Source organism: Corynebacterium aurimucosum, from assembly GCF_046895345.1.
GTDB lineage: Bacteria > Actinomycetota > Actinomycetes > Mycobacteriales > Mycobacteriaceae > Corynebacterium > Corynebacterium aurimucosum_G.
Genome location: NZ_CP160096.1, coordinates 1516718 through 1537720, shown reverse-complemented (window position 1 = coordinate 1537720; position 21003 = coordinate 1516718). Strand labels below are relative to the sequence as shown.

The window sequence follows — 21003 nt, the reverse complement described above, 5'->3', positions numbered from 1 at the left end:
TGGTTTGGATTAGTTCGCGCGGATGGCTTCTGCCAGGACCTGGAGGCCGTCGCGCAGGGTGGACTCGTTGATGACCAGTGGCGGCAGCAGGCGGATGACGTTGCCGTCGAGGCCGCAGGTGAGGATGAGCACGCCCTGCTCGCGGCAGGTCTTGGCCACCTTGGCGGTGAGGTCAGCGTTCGGCTCGTTGTTGTCGTCGACCAGCTCGATGGCGATCATGGCGCCGCGGCCGCGGACCTCGGCGACGGTAGTGAGCTCGAGCAGCGGCTCCAGCTCCTCGCGGATGATGGCCTCGATGTCGCGGGCGCGGGAAGCCAGATCCAGCTCCTCCATCTCCTCGAAAGCTGCCAGGGAAGCAGCACAGGCCACCGGGTTGCCGGCGTAGGTGCCGCCCAGGGAGCCCGGGTCCGGGGCATCCATAATCTCGGCGCGGCCGGTCACAGCGGACAGCGGCATGCCGCCACCCACGCCCTTGGCGGTGGTGATGAGGTCCGGAATGATGCCCTCATCGTCGCAGGCGAACCAGGAGCCGGTGCGGCAGATGCCGGCCTGAATTTCATCGGCGATGAAGACGACGCCGTTGTCGGTGCACCATTCCTGCAGTGCCGGGAGGAAGCCCTTGGCAGGCTCGACGAAGCCACCCTCGCCCTGGACCGGCTCGATGATGACGGCAGCCAGCTCCTCGGTGCCGACGTACTGCTCGATGTAGCGCAGGGTGCGCGCTGCTGCTTGCTTGCCGTCGAGGCCGTCACGCAGCGGGTAGGACATCGGCGCGCGGTAGATATCAGCGGCCAGGGTGCCAAAGCCCTGCTTGTACGGCTTGTTCTTGGCGGTCATGGTCATGGTCAGGTTGGTGCGGCCATGGAAAGCGCCGTCGAAGACCACAACGCGGTTCTTGCCGGTGTAGCGGCGGGAAATCTTAATGGCGTTCTCCACTGCCTCCGCGCCGGTGGAGAAGAGGCAGGTCTTCTTCTCGTGGGTACCCGGGGTCAGCTCGTTGAGCTTCTTGCAGACATCAACGAAGCCCTGGTACGGAGCGTTCAGGAAGCAGGTGTGGGTGAGGTGGCTGGCCGCCTCGGCGACAGCCTTGGCAACGCGCTGGTTGGAGGCGCCCACGGAAGTCACGGCGATACCGGAAGCGAAGTCGACGATGGTGTTGCCGTCGACGTCGACAAGCACGCCACCGTCACCGTCGGTGATATAGGAGGGGTAGCCCGGGATGACGCCAGCGGCGACGTCGGCTTCACGGGCGGCATTCAGCTCCTGGCTGCGGGGGCCAGGGATTGCGGTGGAGACATTCCGCTCCTGGGGGAGGCGGTGCTTGAGATCCTGCATGCTGTCTGCTCCTTAATACTCGGGATTTTTTATGACGTAGGTCATTCTGGCGGCTAAACTTCATAAGGGCCATAGACAACTGGGTGAAAGAATGGTGAGAATTTGTCCACATTGGATACGGGGGTAGCGGTCGGGCTGGAAGAGGGAAGCGTTTCCCTGAGATGGTTGGCTAATCAGCCTGATTTGGGGATAGAAATTCTGCACGATTGTGGGCGTACTTTTTCCGTGATGCACCCGTGTGAGCTGCGCGATCCCCGTGAGTTTGTGGGCTCTGGGGTGGTCATCTTGCTCACGGGCATGGCCTTTGAAGGAAAGCCGGAAGAGCTGACGGAGTACATCCACAGGGTGGCCGAGGGTGGGGTAACGGGGGTGGGCTTCGGCGTTGGCCTTGCCTTTGCTGAGGTTCCGCCCGCCATGGTGGAGGCCGCCCGGGAGTGCGATATTTCGCTCTTCACTGTGGCGCGGCGCGTTCCCTTCGTCTCGGTGCTCGCGCGTCTTCACGACGAGCTACAGCGTCAACGTGAGGAAGGGCTGGAGCTGTTCATTGCGCAGCAGGGTGCGCTTAACGACGCCGCTATCGCCGGCCTCGATGCCCTCGTGGATAAGACCGGACGCTTGCTAGGGGCGCACTGCTGCCTCGTGGATAGGGACGGACGGGTTTTCGCGCAGTCGAGTCACCCCGGCCTGCCCCCAGTGGAGTGGGGCCCGGTAATTGCCGATACTCGCGCTCAGAATTTCTACGCGGCACGCCGCGTGGGCGGCTGGAATGTCTTGGCCCAGCGCTTGGCCGATCACGGCGCGCGCTCCTTCGGGCTGCTGGCGGTGGCGCGTGAGAGCTTTGGTGTGAACGAGCGCGCGCTGCTCAAACAGGCCGCAGGTCTAGCGGAACTCACGGTGAAGCGCCCGCAGGAGCTGCGGCGCACCCAAAACGAACTCAATTCCATGGCCATGGCTATTCAGTTGGGTATGGACCAGCCGGAAGATCCCATGCGCCGCATCTTCCATATGGTGGGTGACGCACAGGGCCGGGTGCGTCCTGTGCTGGTGAAATCTGAGGGGGAGCGCGCCCACCAGCGCTTCATTCAGGCGTTGGATGCCCGGCTGCAGGAACACGGGCGCTTGCTTTTCGAGTACGCGCTGGATAAATCCTCCAGCCTCCTGCTCTTTAGGGGAAGCCGTTCGATGAAGAACTTGCAGGACTTGTTGCGTGATATTCGGGGAAGCAAGCGCATCGTCGTGGGGCAACCCATGCCAAGGGGCGAGCTGGGAGTGGGAGTTGTCCGTGAATTGGAATCCTTCGCCTTTGGGTTGCAGCCAGGAATGTTGGCGGGACCAGAATCGCGCACGCTGAGCTGGACCAGGGATCCTCGGGTCAAGGGTGCGGTGCACAATCGCGCCGAAGAAACCTGGGGCAAGGTGCGCGCCTTTGATGCGGAGCACGGCACCGAACTGGCGGAAACACTCGAGGTCTACCTGCGTGCGGGCGGGCATGTGAGCCGCACTGCTGAGGAGCTGCAGTCGCATCGGCATACCGTGCGCAAGCGCATCGCGGATTTGGAAGATCTCCTGGAAGTCGATCTCAAGGATCCCCTCGTGGCGGCGGAGCTGCTCATCCTCGGGGTCAGCGTTCCGGATTGAGGCCTTAAAAGTCAGCTAAGAGTCAATACTGAGTAAGAGAAGCTCCGCCCGGGTTACAGGGTTGGCCAAGTCCACGCCACAAAGTTGCTCCACTTTATCCAACCGAGCGCGCACGGTATGCCGGTGAACCCCAAGCTCCGCGGCAGCAGTGGCCAGGTTGGCGTTGCCCACGAGGAAGGCGCGCAAAGTAGCGAGCAACTCCGTGTTGTGCTGAACATCGTGTTCAGCCAGGCGGCTGACTGTCGCCGCGCGCCGGACAGCGAGGGCCTCGGGAACGCCCGGTTCTGACAGCCAGGTAGGGGCAGCCGAATCGAAGGTCGCTACAGCGCCGAGCGGCAGGCTGCGCGCGTGGCTCTGGAGAGCGGACAAGAGCGCCGGTGTCAACGCCTGCCATTGGATGCGCTGCAGGATCGATGTGCGAAGGTAGCGAGTGTGTTTGCCGCTTAAACCAGGGTGTGCGGTGCCCGGGGGAAGCGCGACAAGCGCCGCATCGTGTTCCGGACGGATGAGGTTGAGAGGCTCGGCTTTTCCGATCTCGCTCAAAGCCCACGCGAGGCGGGAGGGGGAAGCTGCCGTGAGAAACAGGACATCGACGAGGTCATGGCTATCGACCATATGAAAAGCCGCCTGCAGGGCGGGGGAGTCAACGCCGGCCAGTTGGGCATCAAGCGCCAACGCTCCGAGGATCGTGTGCGCAGTGGTGTCGGGATGATCTAAGAGCAGGCTGGCCAGGCCCGCGAGGTGCCGGATGAGCGCGCGGGAGTAGGAATCGAACTTCTCTGCGCGCGTTACCGCGATGGCCCAGCGCCGCCCCGCCGAGCCGAAGATGCTGGTGATGGTGGCGCCTGTGCTTGTCGACGTCCCCGTTCCCCGCCCCGTCTGCTCCGCGGCCTCCACCGCGGCGTCGGCCGCACTGATCCGGCCGCGATCGCTGCGGCTGACCACCGCTCCGGAGGAGCTGGCCACTGCTACCGCGGCGCCGAGTTCCTTGCCTGCCTGTGCGATGAGTGCGCCGATGCTCGTGGCCGCCGCCTGGTTGAGGCGCTCCTGCTGGCGGTGGAGTGCAAAGTGCGCGTTGTTGTCCAAGCGGGCCTGTTCTTGAGCCACGGCCGTGGTGATGGATACGAAGCGGGTGGAGCGTGGGACCTCAAAGAGGGTGAGGTTGTGCTGGGAGCAGGCGCGGATAAGTTCTGTGGGGACCTCGCCGAAGGCAAGCCCGGTGCCGAAACCAATGCCGTGTACCCCGGCTGCGGCGAGGGCGGCGGCATAGTGCTCGAAGCCTTCCGGGTCGTCGCGGAAAACGAGCCCCAGGGTGAGCATGAGCGCGCCGGGGGAGGTGAACTCGCTGGGGTCCGCGAGCTCGGAGGCGTGGATGGTGTTGAACGTAGCGCTACCGGTGACGATGTTTCGCAGGTTCAAAGAGCGCTGGTTGAGAAGCCAGCGAAAGGTTATCTCACGCATGGTGGACAGAGTACACAGCTATATACAGAAAATTTATACACCCTGTCCATAGTGGTGTCAGGGTGGTAGGGGCCACACTAAGTGGCAACCTATTCATCCGAACACAAAGGAAGACCATGCAGGAACTTCAGTACCACATTGAGCAGTCCCGTCACCTGGGCCAGCAGGTCCCGGGCCCGAAGAGCGCCGCTTTGGATGAGCGTCGCAAGAACGCCCTCCCCGCGGGCATGGCGCCCTCGCTTCCGGGCTACGTGGTGGATGCGGATGGCGGCATTCTTGCCGACGCCGACGGCAACCGCTTCATCGACCTTGCCTCCGGCATCGCCGTGACTTCTGCCGGCGCTTCTAACCCAGCCGTCGTCGCTGCGGTGCAGGAGGCCGTTGCGCACTTCACCCACACCTCCTTCACTATTTCCCCGTACGAGTCCTACGTGGCCGTGGCGGAAAAGCTCAACGAGGTCACCCCGGGTGATCACCCGAAGAAGACCGCGCTGTTTAACTCTGGTGCTGAAGCCGTCGAGAACGCAGTGAAGATTGCCCGCAACTACACCGGTAAGCGCGGAGTTGTGGTCATGGACCGTGCCTTCCACGGCCGCACCAACCTGACCATGGCGATGACCGCCAAGCAGTCGCCTTATAAGAACGGTTTCGGTCCCTTTGCACCGGAAATCTACCGCGCGCCGATGTCCTACCCGCTGCGCGATGGCCTGAGCGGCGCCGAGGCTGCCCAGAAGACCATCACCATGATTGAGCAGGAAGTTGGTGCAGCCAACCTGGCCTGCGTTGTTGCTGAGCCGATTCAGGGCGAGGGCGGCTTCGTTGTCCCTGCCGAGGGCTACCTCGCAGCAATCCAGAAATGGTGCAACGAGAACGATGTGGTCTTCATTATCGACGAGATCCAGGCAGGCATGATGCGCACCGGTACGTGGTTCGCCTCTGACCATGAGGGAATCGTGCCGGACATGGTGACCATTGCGAAGGGCATTGCTTCCGGCATGCCGCTGTCTGCGGTAACTGGCCGTGCAGAAATTATGGATGCCCCGCAGCCAGGTGGCCTGGGCGGCACCTACACCGGTAACCCGGTGGCCTGCGCGGCTGCGCTGGCAACCTTCAAGGAATTTGAGGAGAAGGACTTCGGCGCGCGCGCCCAGAACCTAGAAAAGATTGCCCGCGAGGAGCTGGAGCCGATCCTGGGTGATGAGCGCGTGGCCGAGTTCCGCGGCCGTGGCGCCATGCTTGCCCTCGAATTCGTCACCGCTGAGGGTGAGCCGGACTCCGAGCTGGTGCACAAGATTGCCGACGCCGCCAAGGCCGAGGGAGTCCTGCTGCTGACCTGCGGCCTCGACCACAACGTCATCCGTTTCCTACCTTCCCTGGCTATTCCGGAAGATCTGTGGCGTGAAGCGCTGCAGGTCGTCGTGAAGCAGTTCAACGAATACAAGTAGTTCATTTTGTCGCTCACCCGGATCTTTCCGGGTGAGCTCCTGTTTTATTAGTCCTTAGTCATCGGAGAAGTCTTTGTCCAACAACATTTCTGTGCCGCAGAAGGATGAATCCACGAAGGAATTCAAGCCCGCGCTGTCCTTCGTGCAGGGCATCGCCCTCATCTTCGGCACCAACATCGGCGCGGGAGTTCTCTCCATTCCTTATGCCGCTCGCAACGGTGGATTCCTCGCGCTCGTCATCGCCCTGCTCGTGGCTGGCACGCTCACGACCATTTCCATGCTGTATGTGGCGGAGTCAGCCATGCGCACCAAGGCGCCGCTGCAGGTGTCCGGATTGGCGGAGCATTACCTGGGGCAGTGGGGCCGCTGGTTGGTTTTCGTGGCCATCATCGTCAACGGCATCGGCGCGCTGATTGCCTACGCTGCCGGTTCCGGCGACCTGATCAATAATATCTTCGGTCTGCCACCGCTTCTTGGCACGCTGATCTTCTTTGGGTTCGGTTCCTGGGTGATGTACCGCGGGCTGCACACCACGGGTAAGACTGAAGGGGCCATCACCGCAGGCATGGCCATCATTATCGCTGTCCTCTGTGGGTGGACGATTTTGGGTCCAGGCATCAAGGTGGAAAACCTTGTGGTTCTTCATCCCTTCTTCATTGTTCCGATTCTGAACCTGGCGGTGTTTTCTTTCTTGGCGCAGTATGTGGTTCCGGAGCTGGTGCAAGGCATGGACCCGGCTAAGCCGCAGCAGACCGCCCGGGCAATCGTTATGGGCATGGTCATCACGGGCTTTACCTTGGCGTTGGTTCCTTTTGCTGCCCTTGGTCTGCTCGGCATGGAGGTCACCGAAGTGGTGACCATTGCCTGGGGTGAGGCCCTTGGCCCGGCGGCCTACTACATGGCCAATATCTTTGCGCTGGCGGCCATGCTGACTTCGTTCTTGGCGATTGGTTTTACCACCATGCGCAACGTCTTGGATATCTTCCACTGGGAAGGCGTGAAGGGGCAGCGCATCGTGGCAGTAGTACTGACGGTTGTTCCGCCACTGGTGATTTCCATTGCTGGTCTCGGTGGCTTCGTTGCGGCGTTGTCCTATGCCGGTGGTTTCGCAGGCGCCATCATGTCCGTCATTCCGGTGATGCTGCTGCACGCCTCCCGTAAGAAGGGCGACCGCGACCCAGGCTGGAACGTGGGCGGACTCGCGCACCCGGTCATTCAGGGCACGATCATTGTGGTCTACGTTCTGGCCTTCATCTATTCGATCATTTCGATTCTCGGTTTAGTGCCGGCGGGTTGGGCTTAGAGCGAGCGACGAGCGTTGAGCTAACGAACTGGAACCGAGACGGGGCTAGAAATCCTAGTGGGCGGTGATGACGATACTGTACGAATCGTCATCACCGCCTTCGTCGTCCCTGTCGAACCATTGCTGCGGACTGTGTGCATTTGTGACGTAATTGCCTTGCAGGATGTGTGCCGCACACGAGCCTCACTAGTGGCCTAGTCGTTTGCTGTTGCAGGCACGGGAGTGGTCCGCGAAGGAGAGGTTTCCTTGCCCTGTGCCGTATGTTCAGTGGGCGAGTGGCCTGAACCGATGTTGCTGTAAATCTGGGGGTGAGACCGCTTGAGCAGCTCGCCCCGGACAAAACCAGCTACACCACACAAGAGGATGATGGTTGGAATAACAAAGACCAAGTACCATAATTCGGCATCTCCAATGAGATTCTCGAAATTGGCCAAGATTAGGACGAACATTGTTCCGAATCCGATAATGGCAATGGTCGGAGCAATCTTTGTGACGAAGACGGGGTACAGGCCAGTGTGCTTTCTGAAATAGAAGTAGACCGATACTGAAGTGATCAAGAGCAAGAAAACGAGTCCGAAACCGCCAGCATTGCTCATCCAAGAGAACACGATTGCTGATGGGAAACTGTCGTCATAGCCCGAAAGTATCTGTGCGACTAGGGCTGCGGACAGAGCGATAAAACCGAAGCACGATTGGAAAAGGGACGCCGTAACAGGGGCGCCATTTTCGCTGACAGCGCCGAGATTCTTCCAAATAACCCATTCTCGTCCTAGAGCCATGAGGTAACGGGATATCGAATTATGGAAGGCAGTAACTGCTGCGAAGAGGGACGTAACCAAGAGAAGCTGAATTAGTGGAACGATGGATTGGTATCCTTGGCTCGCAATAAAATTGAAGAATAGGTCTGATCCTGATTCTTGCGCTGCCCTGACTACCTGAGACTCTCCAGTGCTTTGGGCGATTGACCATGATGAAAATCCATAGAAGGCAGAGATAACCAGGATCGATATGAGGGTTGCCTTTGGAATTGTTTTCTCTGGATTGACCGCTTCTTCGGCATACATAGCGCTGCTCTCAATGCCCATGAACCCAGCAATGGTGAAAGCAAGTAGCGTGCCTGTTCCAGCACCAATCAGTGCTGTTGGGGAGAGCGTGTCAACTGAAAGGCCGTCCACAGGGTTGCGAATTGCGAGAACGCAGAAGAATGCTATAGCGCAAGACTCTAGAAGAAGAAGAACTCCGAGAATCCTCGATGTCGCATCGGCAGATTTAATGCCTAGAAATGCCACCAGAGCTAATGCAATGAAGGACCATACTGCCCAGTGAATAGAGATGCCGAAAAGTGAATCTATAAGGCTGGATGCTGTGTATCCAAGAAGACAGTATAGAGCGATTTGCATGGCAGTGTACGAGACGACGGCCAGCGACGATGCTGCTAAACCGTGACTTTTCCCAAGGCCAGCTGATACATAGGAGAAGAACGCAGCTGTATTGGGAATTTGCTTAGCCATAGCGCAGAAGCCAACCGAAAAGAAAGCAACGAGTGCTCCGCACAGCAGATAGCCCAGTGGAACTCCTGCCATCCCTGACGTAGCGTAAGCCGCTGTCACGCCGGCGGACACAACGGTTAAAGGCGCGGCGGCAGCGATTACAAGGAAGACGATGTTGTGTGTCTTAAGTGTACGGATTTGGTCGCTCATACGGCACCATCGTTAGTTGTTGCAACGAGAGCGTTTAAAGCCGGGCTGCTGTCGTTAAAGTGCGATGTATAGGCCTTCTGAAGATAGGCGATTTGTTCCTGAGTGAAGGTCTTTCGGATTTGGCCATCCACAATGTCGGCATACTCATCCTTAAAACCAGAGCTTTCACCAGTTAGGCTTTCCAGGACGGCTAGACCACAGAAGGGAACGTAGTATTGGCAGTATCCTCCTTCTTGAACCACGACAAGGTTTCCTTCAGAAAGAGTGTCTGCCGTGGCTGCGAGCGCCTTTGTCATGTTGTAGTACCCAGAGGTTGTCACCATCATGCGGCCCAGCGGGTCCATCAGCGCAGCGTCGTAGCCGGTGCTTAGGATGATCAATTCTGGTTTGAAATCCTCAAGTGCTGGAATGACAATCTCAGCTAGCGCAGTTTCGTACACGAGATCTCCGCTTCCCGGAGGCAGAGGAATATTTAGGTTGAAATTCTCACCCTTTCCGGCGCCTTTTTCTTCGACGAAGCCACTGTCGACTGGGAAGTTTCTATCTTGGTGAATAGACACTGTAAGAACGCGGTTGTCTTCCCACCAGATGTCTTGGGTTCCATTGCCGTGGTGAACGTCCCAATCTACGATTGCAACTCGTTCAAGTCCGCGCTCTTCAAGCGCATACGAGGCTGCTGCTGAAGCGTTGTTGAAAAGGCAGAAACCTAAACCGCGATTCCTCTCGGCATGGTGACCTGGAGGATTGATGAGTGCATATCCGCGGTCGACTTCACCATCAAGTACAGCCCGTGTCATTTCAATTGCGCCGCCAGCTGACAGCATCGCAATGTCGGCGCCTCCTTGGCCGAACGGCGAGCCCCCGTCACCGCAGTCACCACCTTTAGGTAGCTGAGATTGCTCAAGCATGGAATCGATGTGCTGGCTGGAGTGAATGCGCTCGAGTTGTTCTCGCAAAGCGGGCTTCGCAGAAAGGGTGGTGAGGTGATTGCGGAGTTGGGAGACTTGCACCAACTCATGCAGACGCCGCTTAGGCTCTGGCGAGGAGAAATGGCGGTTTACCGGTTGCAGACCGAGGGCTGGGTTGGCTGGTGTATTTCCTCCCGTGCCGGTGTCATGCCACCCGTAGAGCGTATCCCAGAGGTACCCCACAGAGGTTTTATTGTGCTTTTTAGCGCTCATTTGCGATCCTTTCTTTCAGGCTGGTGTTGAAGGAAACAGTACCTGAAAAAATGTGATTTAGGAGACGTTTCTGAGTGCTATTACAGTAATAGGTAGCCTTCTTTCTGAAGATATATTTTGCATGTTTTGGAAAGTGAATGTTTTTTCGATCCGACCTGTGTCTAGAGGGTTTAATTACCGGTACGATAGACTTTGTCAATTGGTTGAAAATGGATGTGGCACCCCTTTTATTGGGTGTTTTGTCGCGGCGTGACAATATTTTGTTGAACGATATAATCGTGTGTTGCTTGAGGTGGCAGGGTCGACATGTTGCGATCGGATATTGTTTTTACATGCAAATACTATGATGGTCGATGTTGTGGGAATGGCTTTATGTGATGTCCGTTTCGTCTGATTTGTGATATCAGAGGATGACGTTGGGATAAGGTGGAGTGGGTGGTTTTCCTTTGTATGTAAAAGCAGAAAAGTTTCCGCCCGATGTTTCCGTGGCTAGACATTGAAAAAGGCGTTGGATTACCGAAAGGTAGTCCAACGCCTTTTAGTCTCTATTTCAGGCTACTTTTCTACGTAGTAGAGCTGCTTATTGACAAACTCATCCATGCCAAGGGGGCCCAGCTCACGGCCGAAGCCAGAGCGCTTCACGCCGCCGAAAGGCATTTCCTCGCCTTCGCCAGCAGGGGTGTTGACATTTGCCATGCCGCACTCCAAGCGGCGAGAGATGGCAGCGGCGCGTTCGGTGTCTTGGGAGAAGACAGTGCCACCGAGGCCATACTGGGTGTTGTTGGCCAAGTCGAGGGCCTCTTCATCACTGCTGACCTTGTAAACAGTGGCGACCGGGCCGAAGAACTCCTCGTAGTAGATGTCGGAGCCTACCGGGATATCGGTGATGACAGCAGGAGAGACGTAGGCACCTACCTCAGACAGCTCACCTCCGGCGCGCAAGTTGGCGCCAGCCGCTACAGCGCGGTCTAGCTGGTCACGCAACTTTTCTGCTGCTTCGCGGGACGAAAGAGCAGAGTATGCTCCTTCTGGTTGGTGGTCCGGCGTGGACTGAACGGCTGCGTTCGCAAGACGCTCAAGCTCAGCGACGAACTCGTCGTAGATATCGTCCATAACGATCATGCGCTTGTTCGAGTTGCATGCCTGACCAGTGTTGTACATGCGTGTTCCCCAGGCCAGCTCTGCAGCTGCCTTAACATCATCGGTATCGAGCAGGACGTATGGGTCAGAACCGCCGAGTTCGAGAACTGCCTTCTTCAGGTGTTCGCCAGCTTGAGCGCCGATGATAGAACCGGCACGCTCAGATCCTGTGAGGGATACGCCCTGGATACGGGAATCGGCGATGATCGTTGAAATCTGGTCGTGGGAAGCAAAGACGTTGTTGTACACGCCCTCAGGAACGCCAGCATCATCCATGATCTTTTGAACGGCGAGGGCCGAGCGGGGGCAGATTTCCGCATCCTTGAGAATGATGGTGTTGCCCAGCATCAGGTTGGGTGCCACGAAGCGGGCGATCTGATAGTAGGGGAAGTTCCACGGCATGATGCCGAGCAGCGGGCCGATAGGCAGGCGGCGGATGACTGCCGTGCCGTTGGAGGCAGTCGGGATCTCCTGGTCCTTGGTGAAGTCTGCGCCGTTATCGGCGTAGTACTTGATAATGGCGGAAGAGAACTCAGCCTCCTCGATTCCCTCTGAGTGGAACTTGCCCATCTCCTCGCCGGCAATCTGGGCTAGTTCTTCCTTGCGCTCCTCGAAGAGCTCGCTGACGCGGGTCATGATTTCTGCGCGCTCAGAGATGGGGCGTGCAGACCAGTCTTTATAAGCCGCGGCGGACTTTGCCAGTGCTGCTTCGACTTCAGCGTCTGTAGCGGTATCGAAGGTTTCGACTACCTCATTGGTCACGGGGTTCTGTACGCGATAGGTGTTGGACATTGATTACTCCTTTTCTCGTGTGTAGTTAGACCAGCGGTTGCTGGTCGTCGTCGCGCGAGGAAATTCGCGTGAGGGTTTCGCCCTTGAAGAATCCTGGATGGGCAAAGCGAGTGAACAGCATGATGAATACGCCGAGCCCTAAGACAGCGACGCTCAATATGAAGACCATGCCGATACCACCGATTTCAGACCCGGATCCGTAGGACGGATCCATGGAATCGAATGCAGTGATGAAGAACATCATGAGCAAGAATCCGCCGCCCACAGTGGGAAAGAGGAACTTGAACACGATGTTATGCATCGAGCTAAACAATTCAGTTCGGAAGTACCAGATGCAGGCCACGGCCGTGATTCCATAGTAGAAACAGACCATGAGGCCCATCGTAGCGATGGTGTCCCATAGCGCGTTTTCCGAAATAAGCCGGGTTACCGCGTAGAACACGGCTGCCGCTGCAGCGGACGCAATGGTGGCCGTCGACGGTGTACGGAAGCGTGGGCTAATTTTGGCGAACACCGGCGGCAATGCGCGGTAGTAGCCCATAGCCAGCAAGGTGCGGGCGGGGCCCACCATCGTGGACTGCAGGGAGGCGAAAGAGGAGGACAAGACCGCGATATAGATTAGAATCGAGGCCTTGCCCAAGACAGGCTCTGAAAGTACCGCGAAAATTGATTCCTGGTTCTCTGGATTACCAGCGCCCAGGCCCGTGTCACCTGTGCCGGCCCAAGAGATAACTGCCAGCGCGGTGAGGATGTACAGCGCGATGATGATGAGTACCGTAATCGTAGCTGCACGACCGGGAGTCTTCTCGGGGTTTTTCGTTTCCTCGTTCATCGTGAGGGTTACGTCCCATCCCCAGAACATGAAGATAGACAGTGAAATGCCCGCCGCGATGAGGGAAAAGCTTCCTATGCCAACCGGGTTGAACCATTCGAGCGAAATCGGTGTGAAGTCGAATCCGCCGTTGTTATAGGCGTTGTGGATTGCAACGACGTCGAAAAGCACAATGGCGGCAATCTGAATCGCAACGAGTACATACTGCAGCTTTTGCGTTGAGTCGAGTCCGCGGTAAGAGATGTAGCCCGCGATAGCGATAAAGACGAAGGTAGTGGGGATATTGACCCACAGGTTCCGAGTCAGATCACTAATAGCCGGGTTGTTGAAGAGCTGGCCAAGAAGCAGGTAGAAGAAATCTACAGCCACTGCCGCCAGGTTTGATAGCACCAGAATCGTGGCGGTGATAAGTCCCCATCCTCCCATCCAGCCTGCCCACGGGCCGAAGGCTTTCGTAGCCCACGTGAAGGAAGTACCGGAATCAGGGACTGCGTTGTTGAGCTCGCGGTAGGCAAACGCTACAAGCAGCATGGGGATAAAGCCCAGCAACAGTACTGCCGGGACGTATTGACCCACTGCTGAAATCGTTGGGCCAATACCGGAGGTCAGCGTATAGGTAGGGGCGATGCAACTGATGCCAATAACTACTGCACCAAGCAATCCGACGCGGCCCGTAGCTAGTCCTTTGTCTGATGCTGTCTCTTTAACAGAGTGGGTGGTTGGCGTCGAAGGGGTCGTGGTGGTCATGAGCTGTCACCACCTTTCGATAGAAGATTGTTCTCTTCGCCGGCCTGCATATAGCCGGCGGGCACAACAATCATGGGGACTGGGATCAAGCGGAGCATTCGAGACGCAGTCGAGCCTAAGAAGAGACGCCCAGGAACGGCCATGCGGGAGGAACCGACAACGGCGATTTCCCCGTCTTGCCAGCTCAGCTTATCCAAGGCTGTGCTGACGTCCTTGCCAGACGCCACCTCGGTGGTGGCGTGCCCGGCGTCAAGCATGTGCTGAGCGGAGTCAGCCAGTTTACGGTTGGCATAAGCATTGAGCGCACTGGGCACGTCGGTTCCGAGCCCATGCATGTCAGACTCACCGCTTAGGACGAGTGAGACGAGGCGCAAGGGAATCTCACGGCGACGTGCACGATCAAGGCCGATCGCAATGACGTCGGAGGTGCCACGGCGAGGGCCAAAGAAGGTCGTGACTCGAGTGATAGGGCCTGGGTAGGAGTAACCGCGCGGCGCGAGCGCGACAGGAACGGGAGCAGAGTGCAAGAGCGCATTGACCGCGGAACCCATCTGGAAACGTCCGAAGAGGCCACCCTTCCGGGCACCAACGACGAGCAAGTCAGCACCAAGGGTCTCTGCAGTTTCGCAGAGCGCGGCAGCTTCGGAATCCCCCGTCACGATGCGTGCGGTTGCAGTGATTTCTTCAGGAACCTCCGCGAGAGCCTCCTCCAGCCATCCAGCGATTTGTTCCTCCACAATGGAGTCATAGCCACGGTCGTGCGGGTAAACACCCGAGAAGGAGCTATGAGCGGGGGCTACCATAACGAGTTCGAGGCGCACGTTGCGCTCTTTTGCGAGAGCAATTCCTAAGCGCAACGCGTCTTTGCCGAAATCGGTAGCGACGTAGCCCACGAGGATGCAACCACTGGTGTTGCGGCGAGGGAAACTTGCGGGAGCCATGTTTAAGCCTTCGCCGCTTGCTCTGCGATAGCCAGTGCGGCGATCTCGCCCTGGCGTACTGCGCCGTCGACGTGCTGGTAACCTTCCGCAGCGATGTCGGAGCATGCGTAGTAAATAGGACCAGTCGGCTGATTCTGAAGGTGTCCCCAACGCGAGAGTCCACCAAGGTCGTAGGAGGTAGCGTAGGCGCCACGGGTCCATTCCTCGGCTGCCATATCGGACAGGTAGAAAGCGATGGGCTCCTTGGTCTTGGGCCCAAGGTAATCTGCCATGGCGTCGAGAATGCGTTCTTTGCGCTCTTCAGCCGGCAGGTGCCACATCTCCTCTGCATAAACGTCGGAGACAAAGCCCACGAGGGTGCCGTAGGTGTCTTCTTTGTCTGCGGTCGATTCGGCAAAATTCTTGCCGTAATTGGTGTTGTCGTAAACCTCCTGAACGAGGCGGCCGCCACCGAAGCCGGTGCCGGAGAGTCCTTCTTCGCGCCAGAACGGGGTGTCGTAGATGGCATGGACCTTGATAACCAGTCCCATGGAGATGTGCTGGTGCGCAATCTGCTGGTCGCGCGGCATCGGCGGGACGAAGGAGATGCGGTTGTACAGGTTTGGCGGAACAGCCAGTACAGCGAAACGAGCTTTTACAGTGACCTTCTCCGAAATGGCGGTAACGTTTCCGGCTTCGCCATTTCCCGCGACACCGTTGCGAACATCTGCCTTGATGTTGTTGAGTTCGTCCGCGGTAGATGCATCCGGCTCAGCCCAGTGGAGTTCGCGCACGGGAGTACCGAGGCGGACATCGTCGCCCAAGCCCTTGGCAAGGGTGAGGGAAACGGACTGCATGCCACCGACGACGCGCTTATCCAAGATGAAGTCTTCGTCCACAAGGTTGCTGAAAGATCCTGCGGAACAAGCCATGAGCACTGCTTGAAGAGTGGAGAACGTGTAGGAAGGCTTGGTCAGCATGCCGGACGCCACATAAATCGAAACGTTGTCGATGGCCTCGGTATCGTCGGAAAGCTCCTCAAGCCAAGAGCGGAAAGAGATGGAGTCGAGCTCTTTCGCGCGAGGGTGTGACCAGGGGTTTGCTGGGTCCATCTCTTCCGCAAGTTCATCCATGATCTTGATGAGGCGATCCATCTCAGCAATGGTCTTCTCATCAGCGGGGAATACGGTGCCTTCGTACTCGTGGCGGGTGCCATCCGGGGAAACATAGATTGATTTACCTTCGCGGTACCGAGAGAAGGTCTCAAGGCCGAGTTCGTCGACGAGCTCGATGAGGCGGGTCTGGTCAGGGGAGATCCATTGGCCGCCTAACTCAACGAAGTGTTCGACTCCCTGCGCATCCTTAACCTTACCGTTCCAGGTTCGGCCGCCGACGCGCTCGCGAGCCTCGAGGACAGCTACGCTCAGGCCCTTCTTTTTGAGGGTATGTGCGGCCATGAGGCCAGCGGGGCCGGCGCCGATGACGACGACATCGCGTTCGATAACGGGATTGTCTGGATTGACGAGTGAAGTCATGAAGGTGTCTCCGTTCCTATGGGACGATGATGAGGTAGGTGTGACAAAATGAACATCATTCATTTTGTGTCTCGTATCACTGTACAGAAGGAACGTAACGTGAGACAAGGTTTCGAAGCTGTGAATTCGCATCGGCCTAAAGGTCGCCCCCATAAAGCGCTGGTTACGCGCGAAAAAATCGCTCAGGCTGCGCTAACCATTGTGGGGGAAGAGGGGTATGAAAAACTCACAATGGCGCGGATCGCCCGCCGTCTAAACGTGGGAACCAGCGCGTTGTACAACCACCTTTCGGGGAAAGATGACTTGCTCGCGCTGATCGAAGACGCAGTCATGGAACAGGTGGAATGTAGTTCCTTGTATGCCGCATTGGAGGCCACCCCGGCTCTCTCACCCCGCGATGCGTTAAAACGTTGGGCAATGTCCTACCGCGATGTCTGCGCACGGCATGTTCCGCTCGTGCGGATTATTGCGTTGACACCTATTTCTGGAGCACCTCGTACGGTTGAAATGTACGAGGTGCTAGCCCGAGTTTTGAAGTTGACCGGTCTTCCAAGCTCCGCCATTATGCCACGCATCGTGGCGTTGGAATCCTTCATTTATGGCAGTGCTTACGACGTCCACGCCCCCGAGGACATCTTTGACCTTCCGGTGGATAGTGAGGCACACGCACCGGCACTGGCCGATGCGCGCGGCGCTTTCTTGCCGGCCGTCTCCATCGAGGACAGGGCGGAGAAAAAGAATCCCTATGCCGACGAACCGTTCCGCTTAGGCCTCGAAGCCCTCCTATCGGATCTCCCCGACGAGAAGAATAGCTAGCCCCTCCAGGGCTCAATGCCCGCGCGTCGCCAGGCCTCCAAGAATTGAGTGGTCTCGGGCTCATCGGTGATGGACACGCGCACGCCTTCGTCGAGGTAGCGGCGGATGACCACGCCTTCATCGAGCAACTTCGTCTCCACTTCTGCGGCATCCGCGCGCGGCAGCCAGACGAAGTTGCCGTAGGATTTCTCAGCGCCCAGCTCCGCGCAGACGCGGTCGCGTTGTGCTTTGGTGATCTCGACGGCGTCGGCAAGCTCGTCGTGGCGCTTGAGCACCTCCACGGCGGCGGTTTCCGCCATGGCAGTCACCGTCAGCGGCAGGGAGAGCAGACGCAGCGCGTTGATGATCTCTTCGCCTGCCACCGCGTAGCCCACGCGCATGCCGGCCAAACCCCACGCCTTGGAGAAGGTGCGCACGCCGAGCAGGTTGGGGTAGCGCTGGTATTCCTCCACTGAATCCGGGGTATCGGGGGCGTCGTTGTACTCCCAATATGCTTCATCCAACAGCACGACGACATCCTTGGGCACCCTGTCCATGAAGGCGTGGAATTCACCGCGCGTAATGACCGTGCCCGTCGGGTTATTGGGATTGCACAGGATGATGAGTTTGGTCTTCTCCGTCAGTGCGTCGAGTACTGCTTCCAGATCGACGCGGTAATCTTCCGTGAGCGGGACCAGAACCGGCTCCGCGCCGGCCATGCGCACGTAGAGGGGATAGGCCTCAAAGCTGCGCCAGGGCACGATGACCTCATTGCCGGTGTGGCAGGAGGCCAAGATCGTGGCTTGCAGAATGGGTGTGGAGCCAGCGGAGACAAAGATATTATCCGCTGGAACTCCTAGGTAATTGCACAAGGCATTGGTGAGTTCCAAGCTGCCGGGCTGTTGGTAGCGGTTGGTGGTGCGGGCGGCGTCGGCAACCGCGGCAATGATGTCCTCGGCGGGAGGGAAGGGGACCTCGTTGGAGGAGAGCTTGAGCGCGTTGGGGAAGTCCTTGCCCACCTTGTATTCGGGGAAGCTCGAGAGATCATTGCGAAGCATAATCACGTCCTTTCTAAATCATGTCCCAGATGGTCACGGCCATAATCAGCAGGCCCATGCCGAAGACGAAGTAGTTCCACGGGTCATTGCGGAATTGCTTGTATACGTCCAACTTCTTGAACATGTACACCGGAACCAGGTAGACGATGAACGCCACGAAGACACCGGAGACAACCGAAATCATGGAGATGATGGAGGGGTTAAAGATCGCCACCAGCGTGGTGCACACGAAGACGATGACGTAGATGATGTTGAGCAGCGTGCGGTGCGAGACCTTCTCTGCCAGCTGTGGCGCGGCATTTTTCAGCAGGTATTCCGTGCCTTCTTCGGTGCCGAGCATGTGTCCAAAGTAAGAGGAGACGATGGCGCAGATGACCACGATGGGAGCCATGTAGGCCATGAACGGAGTGCCCGTGACGTTAGCGAAGTAGGAGAGCACCGGAATGTTTTGCTCGAGTGCCTCATTCATGCCGTCGGCGCCGAGTGCGAGGACGCAGGACCACACGAAGAACATGGTGAAGACGACGAGCAGGATGGCGGTGTAGAACTCCGTGCGGGAGACGCGCTTCTCGGTCTTCTCGCCGTACTGCGGCTGCATGTCGATGGCAAACTGCGAAAGCGCCGCCATGTGAGAGAAGGAGAAGACCAGCACCGGAAGGATGAGGAAGATGCCCTTGAGCATCTGTCCCCAGCCATCGGCACCATCGTCGAAATGGATGAAGCTGTGCAGGTCCCAGCGCGGAATGAGATAGATGGAGGTAATGGCCAGGGCGATAATCAGCGGGTAGACCAGCACTTGGGCCAGCCAAATCATGGGTTTGCGGCCGATGGAGAAACCACCGGTCATGATTCCGACGCAGATGGTGGCGAGCAGCCAGCGGTCGATGGAGGGCCCGCCAAGCTGGTTGACGATGAAACTATCCACCGCGTTGGTGATGGAGACACCGTAGATCAGGACGGTGGAAAAGACCGTGATCCAGTACAGCACCGCGAAGCCAATTCCTTGGCCCTTGCCCAGGTACTGCGAAACCAGCTCGAGGATGTCCTTGCCGTGGTCTTCCTTGGGCGCGCCCGCAACGATGCGTGCATAGGTGCGGTGTGAAAAATACACCAGCGGAAGGATGAAGACCGTAGCGAAGACGAGCGGCCAGAAACCGAAACCGCCCGCATTGAGCGGTAGGAAGAGGATGCCGGCACCTACGGCGGTGCCGAAGAGCGTAATGATCCACGATGCGGTGGAGGCGGCGGGGCGTTGCTTGGCAGCGTCCCCCTCGCCCACACTGTGCACGTCCTCCTGCGGAGCAGTGGTGGGCGGCGTGGATGGAGTTGGTGGAGTATTGGTAGAGCTCATGGTGAGCCTCCTCTATTCGATGGGCAGGGAATGGTCCTGGTCGGTGATGACGTTGATGAGAGCCGGTACGCCATCCTCGGTGATGGCGCGCAGGGCCCGGGCTACCGCCTCTTGTGCCTGCGAGTCATCGGTGACGAGCTCGCCGTGCGCGCCGAAGCCGCGGGCTACCGCCGCGAAATCTGGGTTCACCAGCTGTGTGCCGGAGACGCGATCAGGGAAGTGCTTCTTCTGGTGATCGCGGATGGTTCCGAACTCGCCATTGGACATCACGATGATGAGGAAAGGCGCGCCGTACTGCAGCGCGGTGGCCAGCTCTTGGCCGTTCATGAGGTATTCGCCGTCGCCAGCAATGGTGACCACAGTGCGCTCCGGGAACTGCAGTTTGGTGGACACGGCCGCCGGGATGGAATATCCCATCGAGCCGTTGCGCACGCTGAACTGGGAGGGGTAGACAGAGGAGCGCAGGAACTGCTGGGCCCAGATGCAGTGGTTGCCGGCGCCGAAGGTGTAGATGGGATCCTGCGGCAGCTGTTCATGGAGTGCTGCGAGGATGGCCTCCATGTGGGCGGTGCCGTCTTTTCCGGGGCGGTAGTTCGCTGGCTCGGGGAGGGTGGCGAAGTCGAGGTGGTTCGCGTGCGCGGTATCAAACCACTCGCCGCGCTTATCCTTGCCCTCGACGTTTAGGCGGTCCAGCGTGTTAGCGAAGGCCACGGGGCTTGCCACGATGTGTTCTAGCAGCGCCACCGAGTGCCCGCGCAGGCTGGTATCAGGATTGATCGCGATGTTGCGTGCCTGCGGGGACTGGCGCAAGGTGTAACCGTCGGTGGGGACATCACCGAGAACGGCACCGACTTCGATGACGAGGGAGGCGGCTTCCAGAAGTTGCGCCGCGCGTGGATCGCGCCCATAGCCGAGCCAGCCGGCGTTGGCGGGGGAGTCGAAAGGCACGCGGTCAGCGGCGCGGAAGTCGTGAATGACGGGGATGTAGTGCTCTTCGGCGAAGCGAGTGATCTTCTCTGCGGCTTCCGGTGTCCAGCGCGGGCCGCCGGCAAAAATGAGTGGACGCTCTGCGTGGCTCAGCTCGCGGGAGAGGAGGTCCAGGTGATCGTCGGAAAGCGCGCCTTCCGACACCGGGATGGGTGGGTGAATGCTGCCGGTGTACTCCTGGTGGAGAACATCCTCCGGCAGGCCCACGATGACGGGTCCGGGGCGGCCCTGCTGGGCTTGGAAGAAAGCCTCGGCGACGACGCGGGAGGCACGCTCCGGATCGTCGAGGACGAAAACCTGCTTGGCCTGGGTGCCGAACCAGGCCTTAGGGTCGAATTCCTGGAAGGACTCGCGGTCGCGGTCGGCGGTGGGAATGAGGCCCACGAAGAGGACGAGCGGGGTGGCATCCTGCCAGGCGGTGTGGATACCCACGTAGGCGTTGGCCGCCCCGGGGCCGCGGGTGACCAAGGCGACGCCCGGCTGGCCGGTGGCTTTGCCGTGGGCTTCAGCCATGTAGGTGGCGCCGCCTTCGTGGCGGGTCACGATGGCTTCGACGGGGGAATCGTAGAGTCCGTCCAGCACGGGAAGGAAGCTTTCGCCGGGCACGAGGAATGCACGGGCGACGTGGTGTGCGGCGAGGGATTCGGCAATAGCAGCGCCGACGTGTGACATAGAAACCTCCCTGAAGTAGTTGTGGTGACGGTCTCATTATTCTTTGGTGATGTCATGTTGTCTAATGTCTAAAAAGATGGAAAGGCATACCCTCAGGGCATGGTTGGTGGT

The 21003-nt window shown here is 58.6% G+C and carries 15 protein-coding genes; 4 read left to right on the top strand and 11 right to left on the bottom strand.

The genetic code is table 11. From position 1 onward, the window contains the following. Positions 1 to 9 precede the first annotated feature (9 nt). Positions 10 to 1335 (bottom strand): 4-aminobutyrate--2-oxoglutarate transaminase, encoded by a 1326-nt coding sequence (gene gabT / locus ABZS45_RS07360; RefSeq protein ID WP_412099264.1) that lies wholly within the window; start codon positions 1333 to 1335, stop codon positions 10 to 12. 228 nt (positions 1336 to 1563) lie between these two features. Here gabT (ABZS45_RS07360) and ABZS45_RS07355 point away from each other — a divergent pair, with 228 nt between their 5' ends. Then, complete coding sequence (locus ABZS45_RS07355; protein WP_412099263.1) at positions 1564 to 2973, top strand: PucR family transcriptional regulator ligand-binding domain-containing protein; 1410 nt, start codon at positions 1564 to 1566, stop codon at positions 2971 to 2973. A 15-nt stretch (positions 2974 to 2988) separates the two neighbouring features. On the opposite strand, the gene ABZS45_RS07350 is transcribed toward ABZS45_RS07355, so the two are convergent. Then, positions 2989 to 4434, bottom strand: a complete 1446-nt coding sequence (locus tag ABZS45_RS07350; protein WP_412099262.1) for a PucR family transcriptional regulator — start codon at positions 4432 to 4434, stop codon at positions 2989 to 2991. Positions 4435 to 4550: 116 nt separating this feature from the next. Here ABZS45_RS07350 and gabT (ABZS45_RS07345) point away from each other — a divergent pair, with 116 nt between their 5' ends. Continuing rightward, positions 4551 to 5879, top strand: coding sequence for a 4-aminobutyrate--2-oxoglutarate transaminase (gene gabT, locus ABZS45_RS07345; protein ID WP_412099261.1), 1329 nt, complete (start codon positions 4551 to 4553; stop codon positions 5877 to 5879). A gap of 73 nt (positions 5880 to 5952) precedes the next feature. Beyond that, on the top strand, positions 5953 to 7182 hold the full coding sequence (locus tag ABZS45_RS07340; protein ID WP_412099259.1) for an aromatic amino acid transport family protein: 1230 nt from the start codon (positions 5953 to 5955) through the stop codon (positions 7180 to 7182). A gap of 194 nt (positions 7183 to 7376) precedes the next feature. Here the strand turns inward: ABZS45_RS07340 and ABZS45_RS07335 are convergent, their stop codons facing one another. The 6 genes from ABZS45_RS07335 to ABZS45_RS07310 all read right to left on the bottom strand — a co-directional run bounded on the left by ABZS45_RS07335 (position 7377) and on the right by ABZS45_RS07310 (position 16029). Further along, complete coding sequence (locus ABZS45_RS07335) at positions 7377 to 8882, bottom strand: APC family permease (RefSeq protein ID WP_070446229.1); 1506 nt, start codon at positions 8880 to 8882, stop codon at positions 7377 to 7379. After that, the gene (locus ABZS45_RS07330) at positions 8879 to 10063 is read right to left on the bottom strand and encodes a class II histone deacetylase (RefSeq protein ID WP_070446227.1); all 1185 of its coding nucleotides are present in this window, start codon (positions 10061 to 10063) and stop codon (positions 8879 to 8881) included. Before ABZS45_RS07330 ends, ABZS45_RS07335 begins: the two co-directional genes overlap by 4 nt. 555 nt (positions 10064 to 10618) lie before the next feature. Next, positions 10619 to 11995, bottom strand: coding sequence for an NAD-dependent succinate-semialdehyde dehydrogenase (locus tag ABZS45_RS07325; RefSeq protein WP_412099258.1), 1377 nt, complete (start codon positions 11993 to 11995; stop codon positions 10619 to 10621). Between the two features lie 25 nt (positions 11996 to 12020). Beyond that, on the bottom strand, positions 12021 to 13574 hold the full coding sequence (locus ABZS45_RS07320; protein WP_412099257.1) for an APC family permease: 1554 nt from the start codon (positions 13572 to 13574) through the stop codon (positions 12021 to 12023). Continuing rightward, entirely contained in the window at positions 13571 to 14515 is a 945-nt protein-coding gene (locus tag ABZS45_RS07315; protein WP_412099256.1) for a universal stress protein, read from the bottom strand. The genes ABZS45_RS07320 and ABZS45_RS07315 overlap by 4 nt, the downstream gene beginning before the upstream one ends. 2 nt (positions 14516 to 14517) lie before the next feature. After that, positions 14518 to 16029, bottom strand: coding sequence for a flavin monoamine oxidase family protein (locus tag ABZS45_RS07310; RefSeq protein WP_412099255.1), 1512 nt, complete (start codon positions 16027 to 16029; stop codon positions 14518 to 14520). A 48-nt stretch (positions 16030 to 16077) separates the two neighbouring features. Here ABZS45_RS07310 and ABZS45_RS07305 point away from each other — a divergent pair, with 48 nt between their 5' ends. Then, positions 16078 to 16845 carry a TetR/AcrR family transcriptional regulator gene (locus tag ABZS45_RS07305; protein ID WP_412099254.1) on the top strand — a complete coding sequence of 256 codons (768 nt, stop codon included), beginning with the start codon at positions 16078 to 16080 and terminating at the stop codon, positions 16843 to 16845. Here ABZS45_RS07305 and ABZS45_RS07300 read toward each other — a convergent pair. From ABZS45_RS07300 to ABZS45_RS07290, 3 genes are read right to left on the bottom strand one after another with little or no spacing between them, the layout of a single operon-like run. After that, positions 16842 to 17882, bottom strand: a complete 1041-nt coding sequence (locus tag ABZS45_RS07300; RefSeq protein ID WP_412099253.1) for a histidinol-phosphate transaminase — start codon at positions 17880 to 17882, stop codon at positions 16842 to 16844. The two genes, ABZS45_RS07305 and ABZS45_RS07300, sit on opposite strands and share 4 nt — an antisense overlap. Before the next feature lie 13 nt (positions 17883 to 17895). Next, positions 17896 to 19233 (bottom strand): aromatic amino acid transport family protein, encoded by a 1338-nt coding sequence (locus tag ABZS45_RS07295; protein WP_412099252.1) that lies wholly within the window; start codon positions 19231 to 19233, stop codon positions 17896 to 17898. Positions 19234 to 19245: 12 nt separating this feature from the next. Continuing rightward, positions 19246 to 20892 carry a thiamine pyrophosphate-dependent enzyme gene (locus ABZS45_RS07290; RefSeq protein WP_412099251.1) on the bottom strand — a complete coding sequence of 549 codons (1647 nt, stop codon included), beginning with the start codon at positions 20890 to 20892 and terminating at the stop codon, positions 19246 to 19248. Positions 20893 to 21003 lie beyond the last annotated feature (111 nt).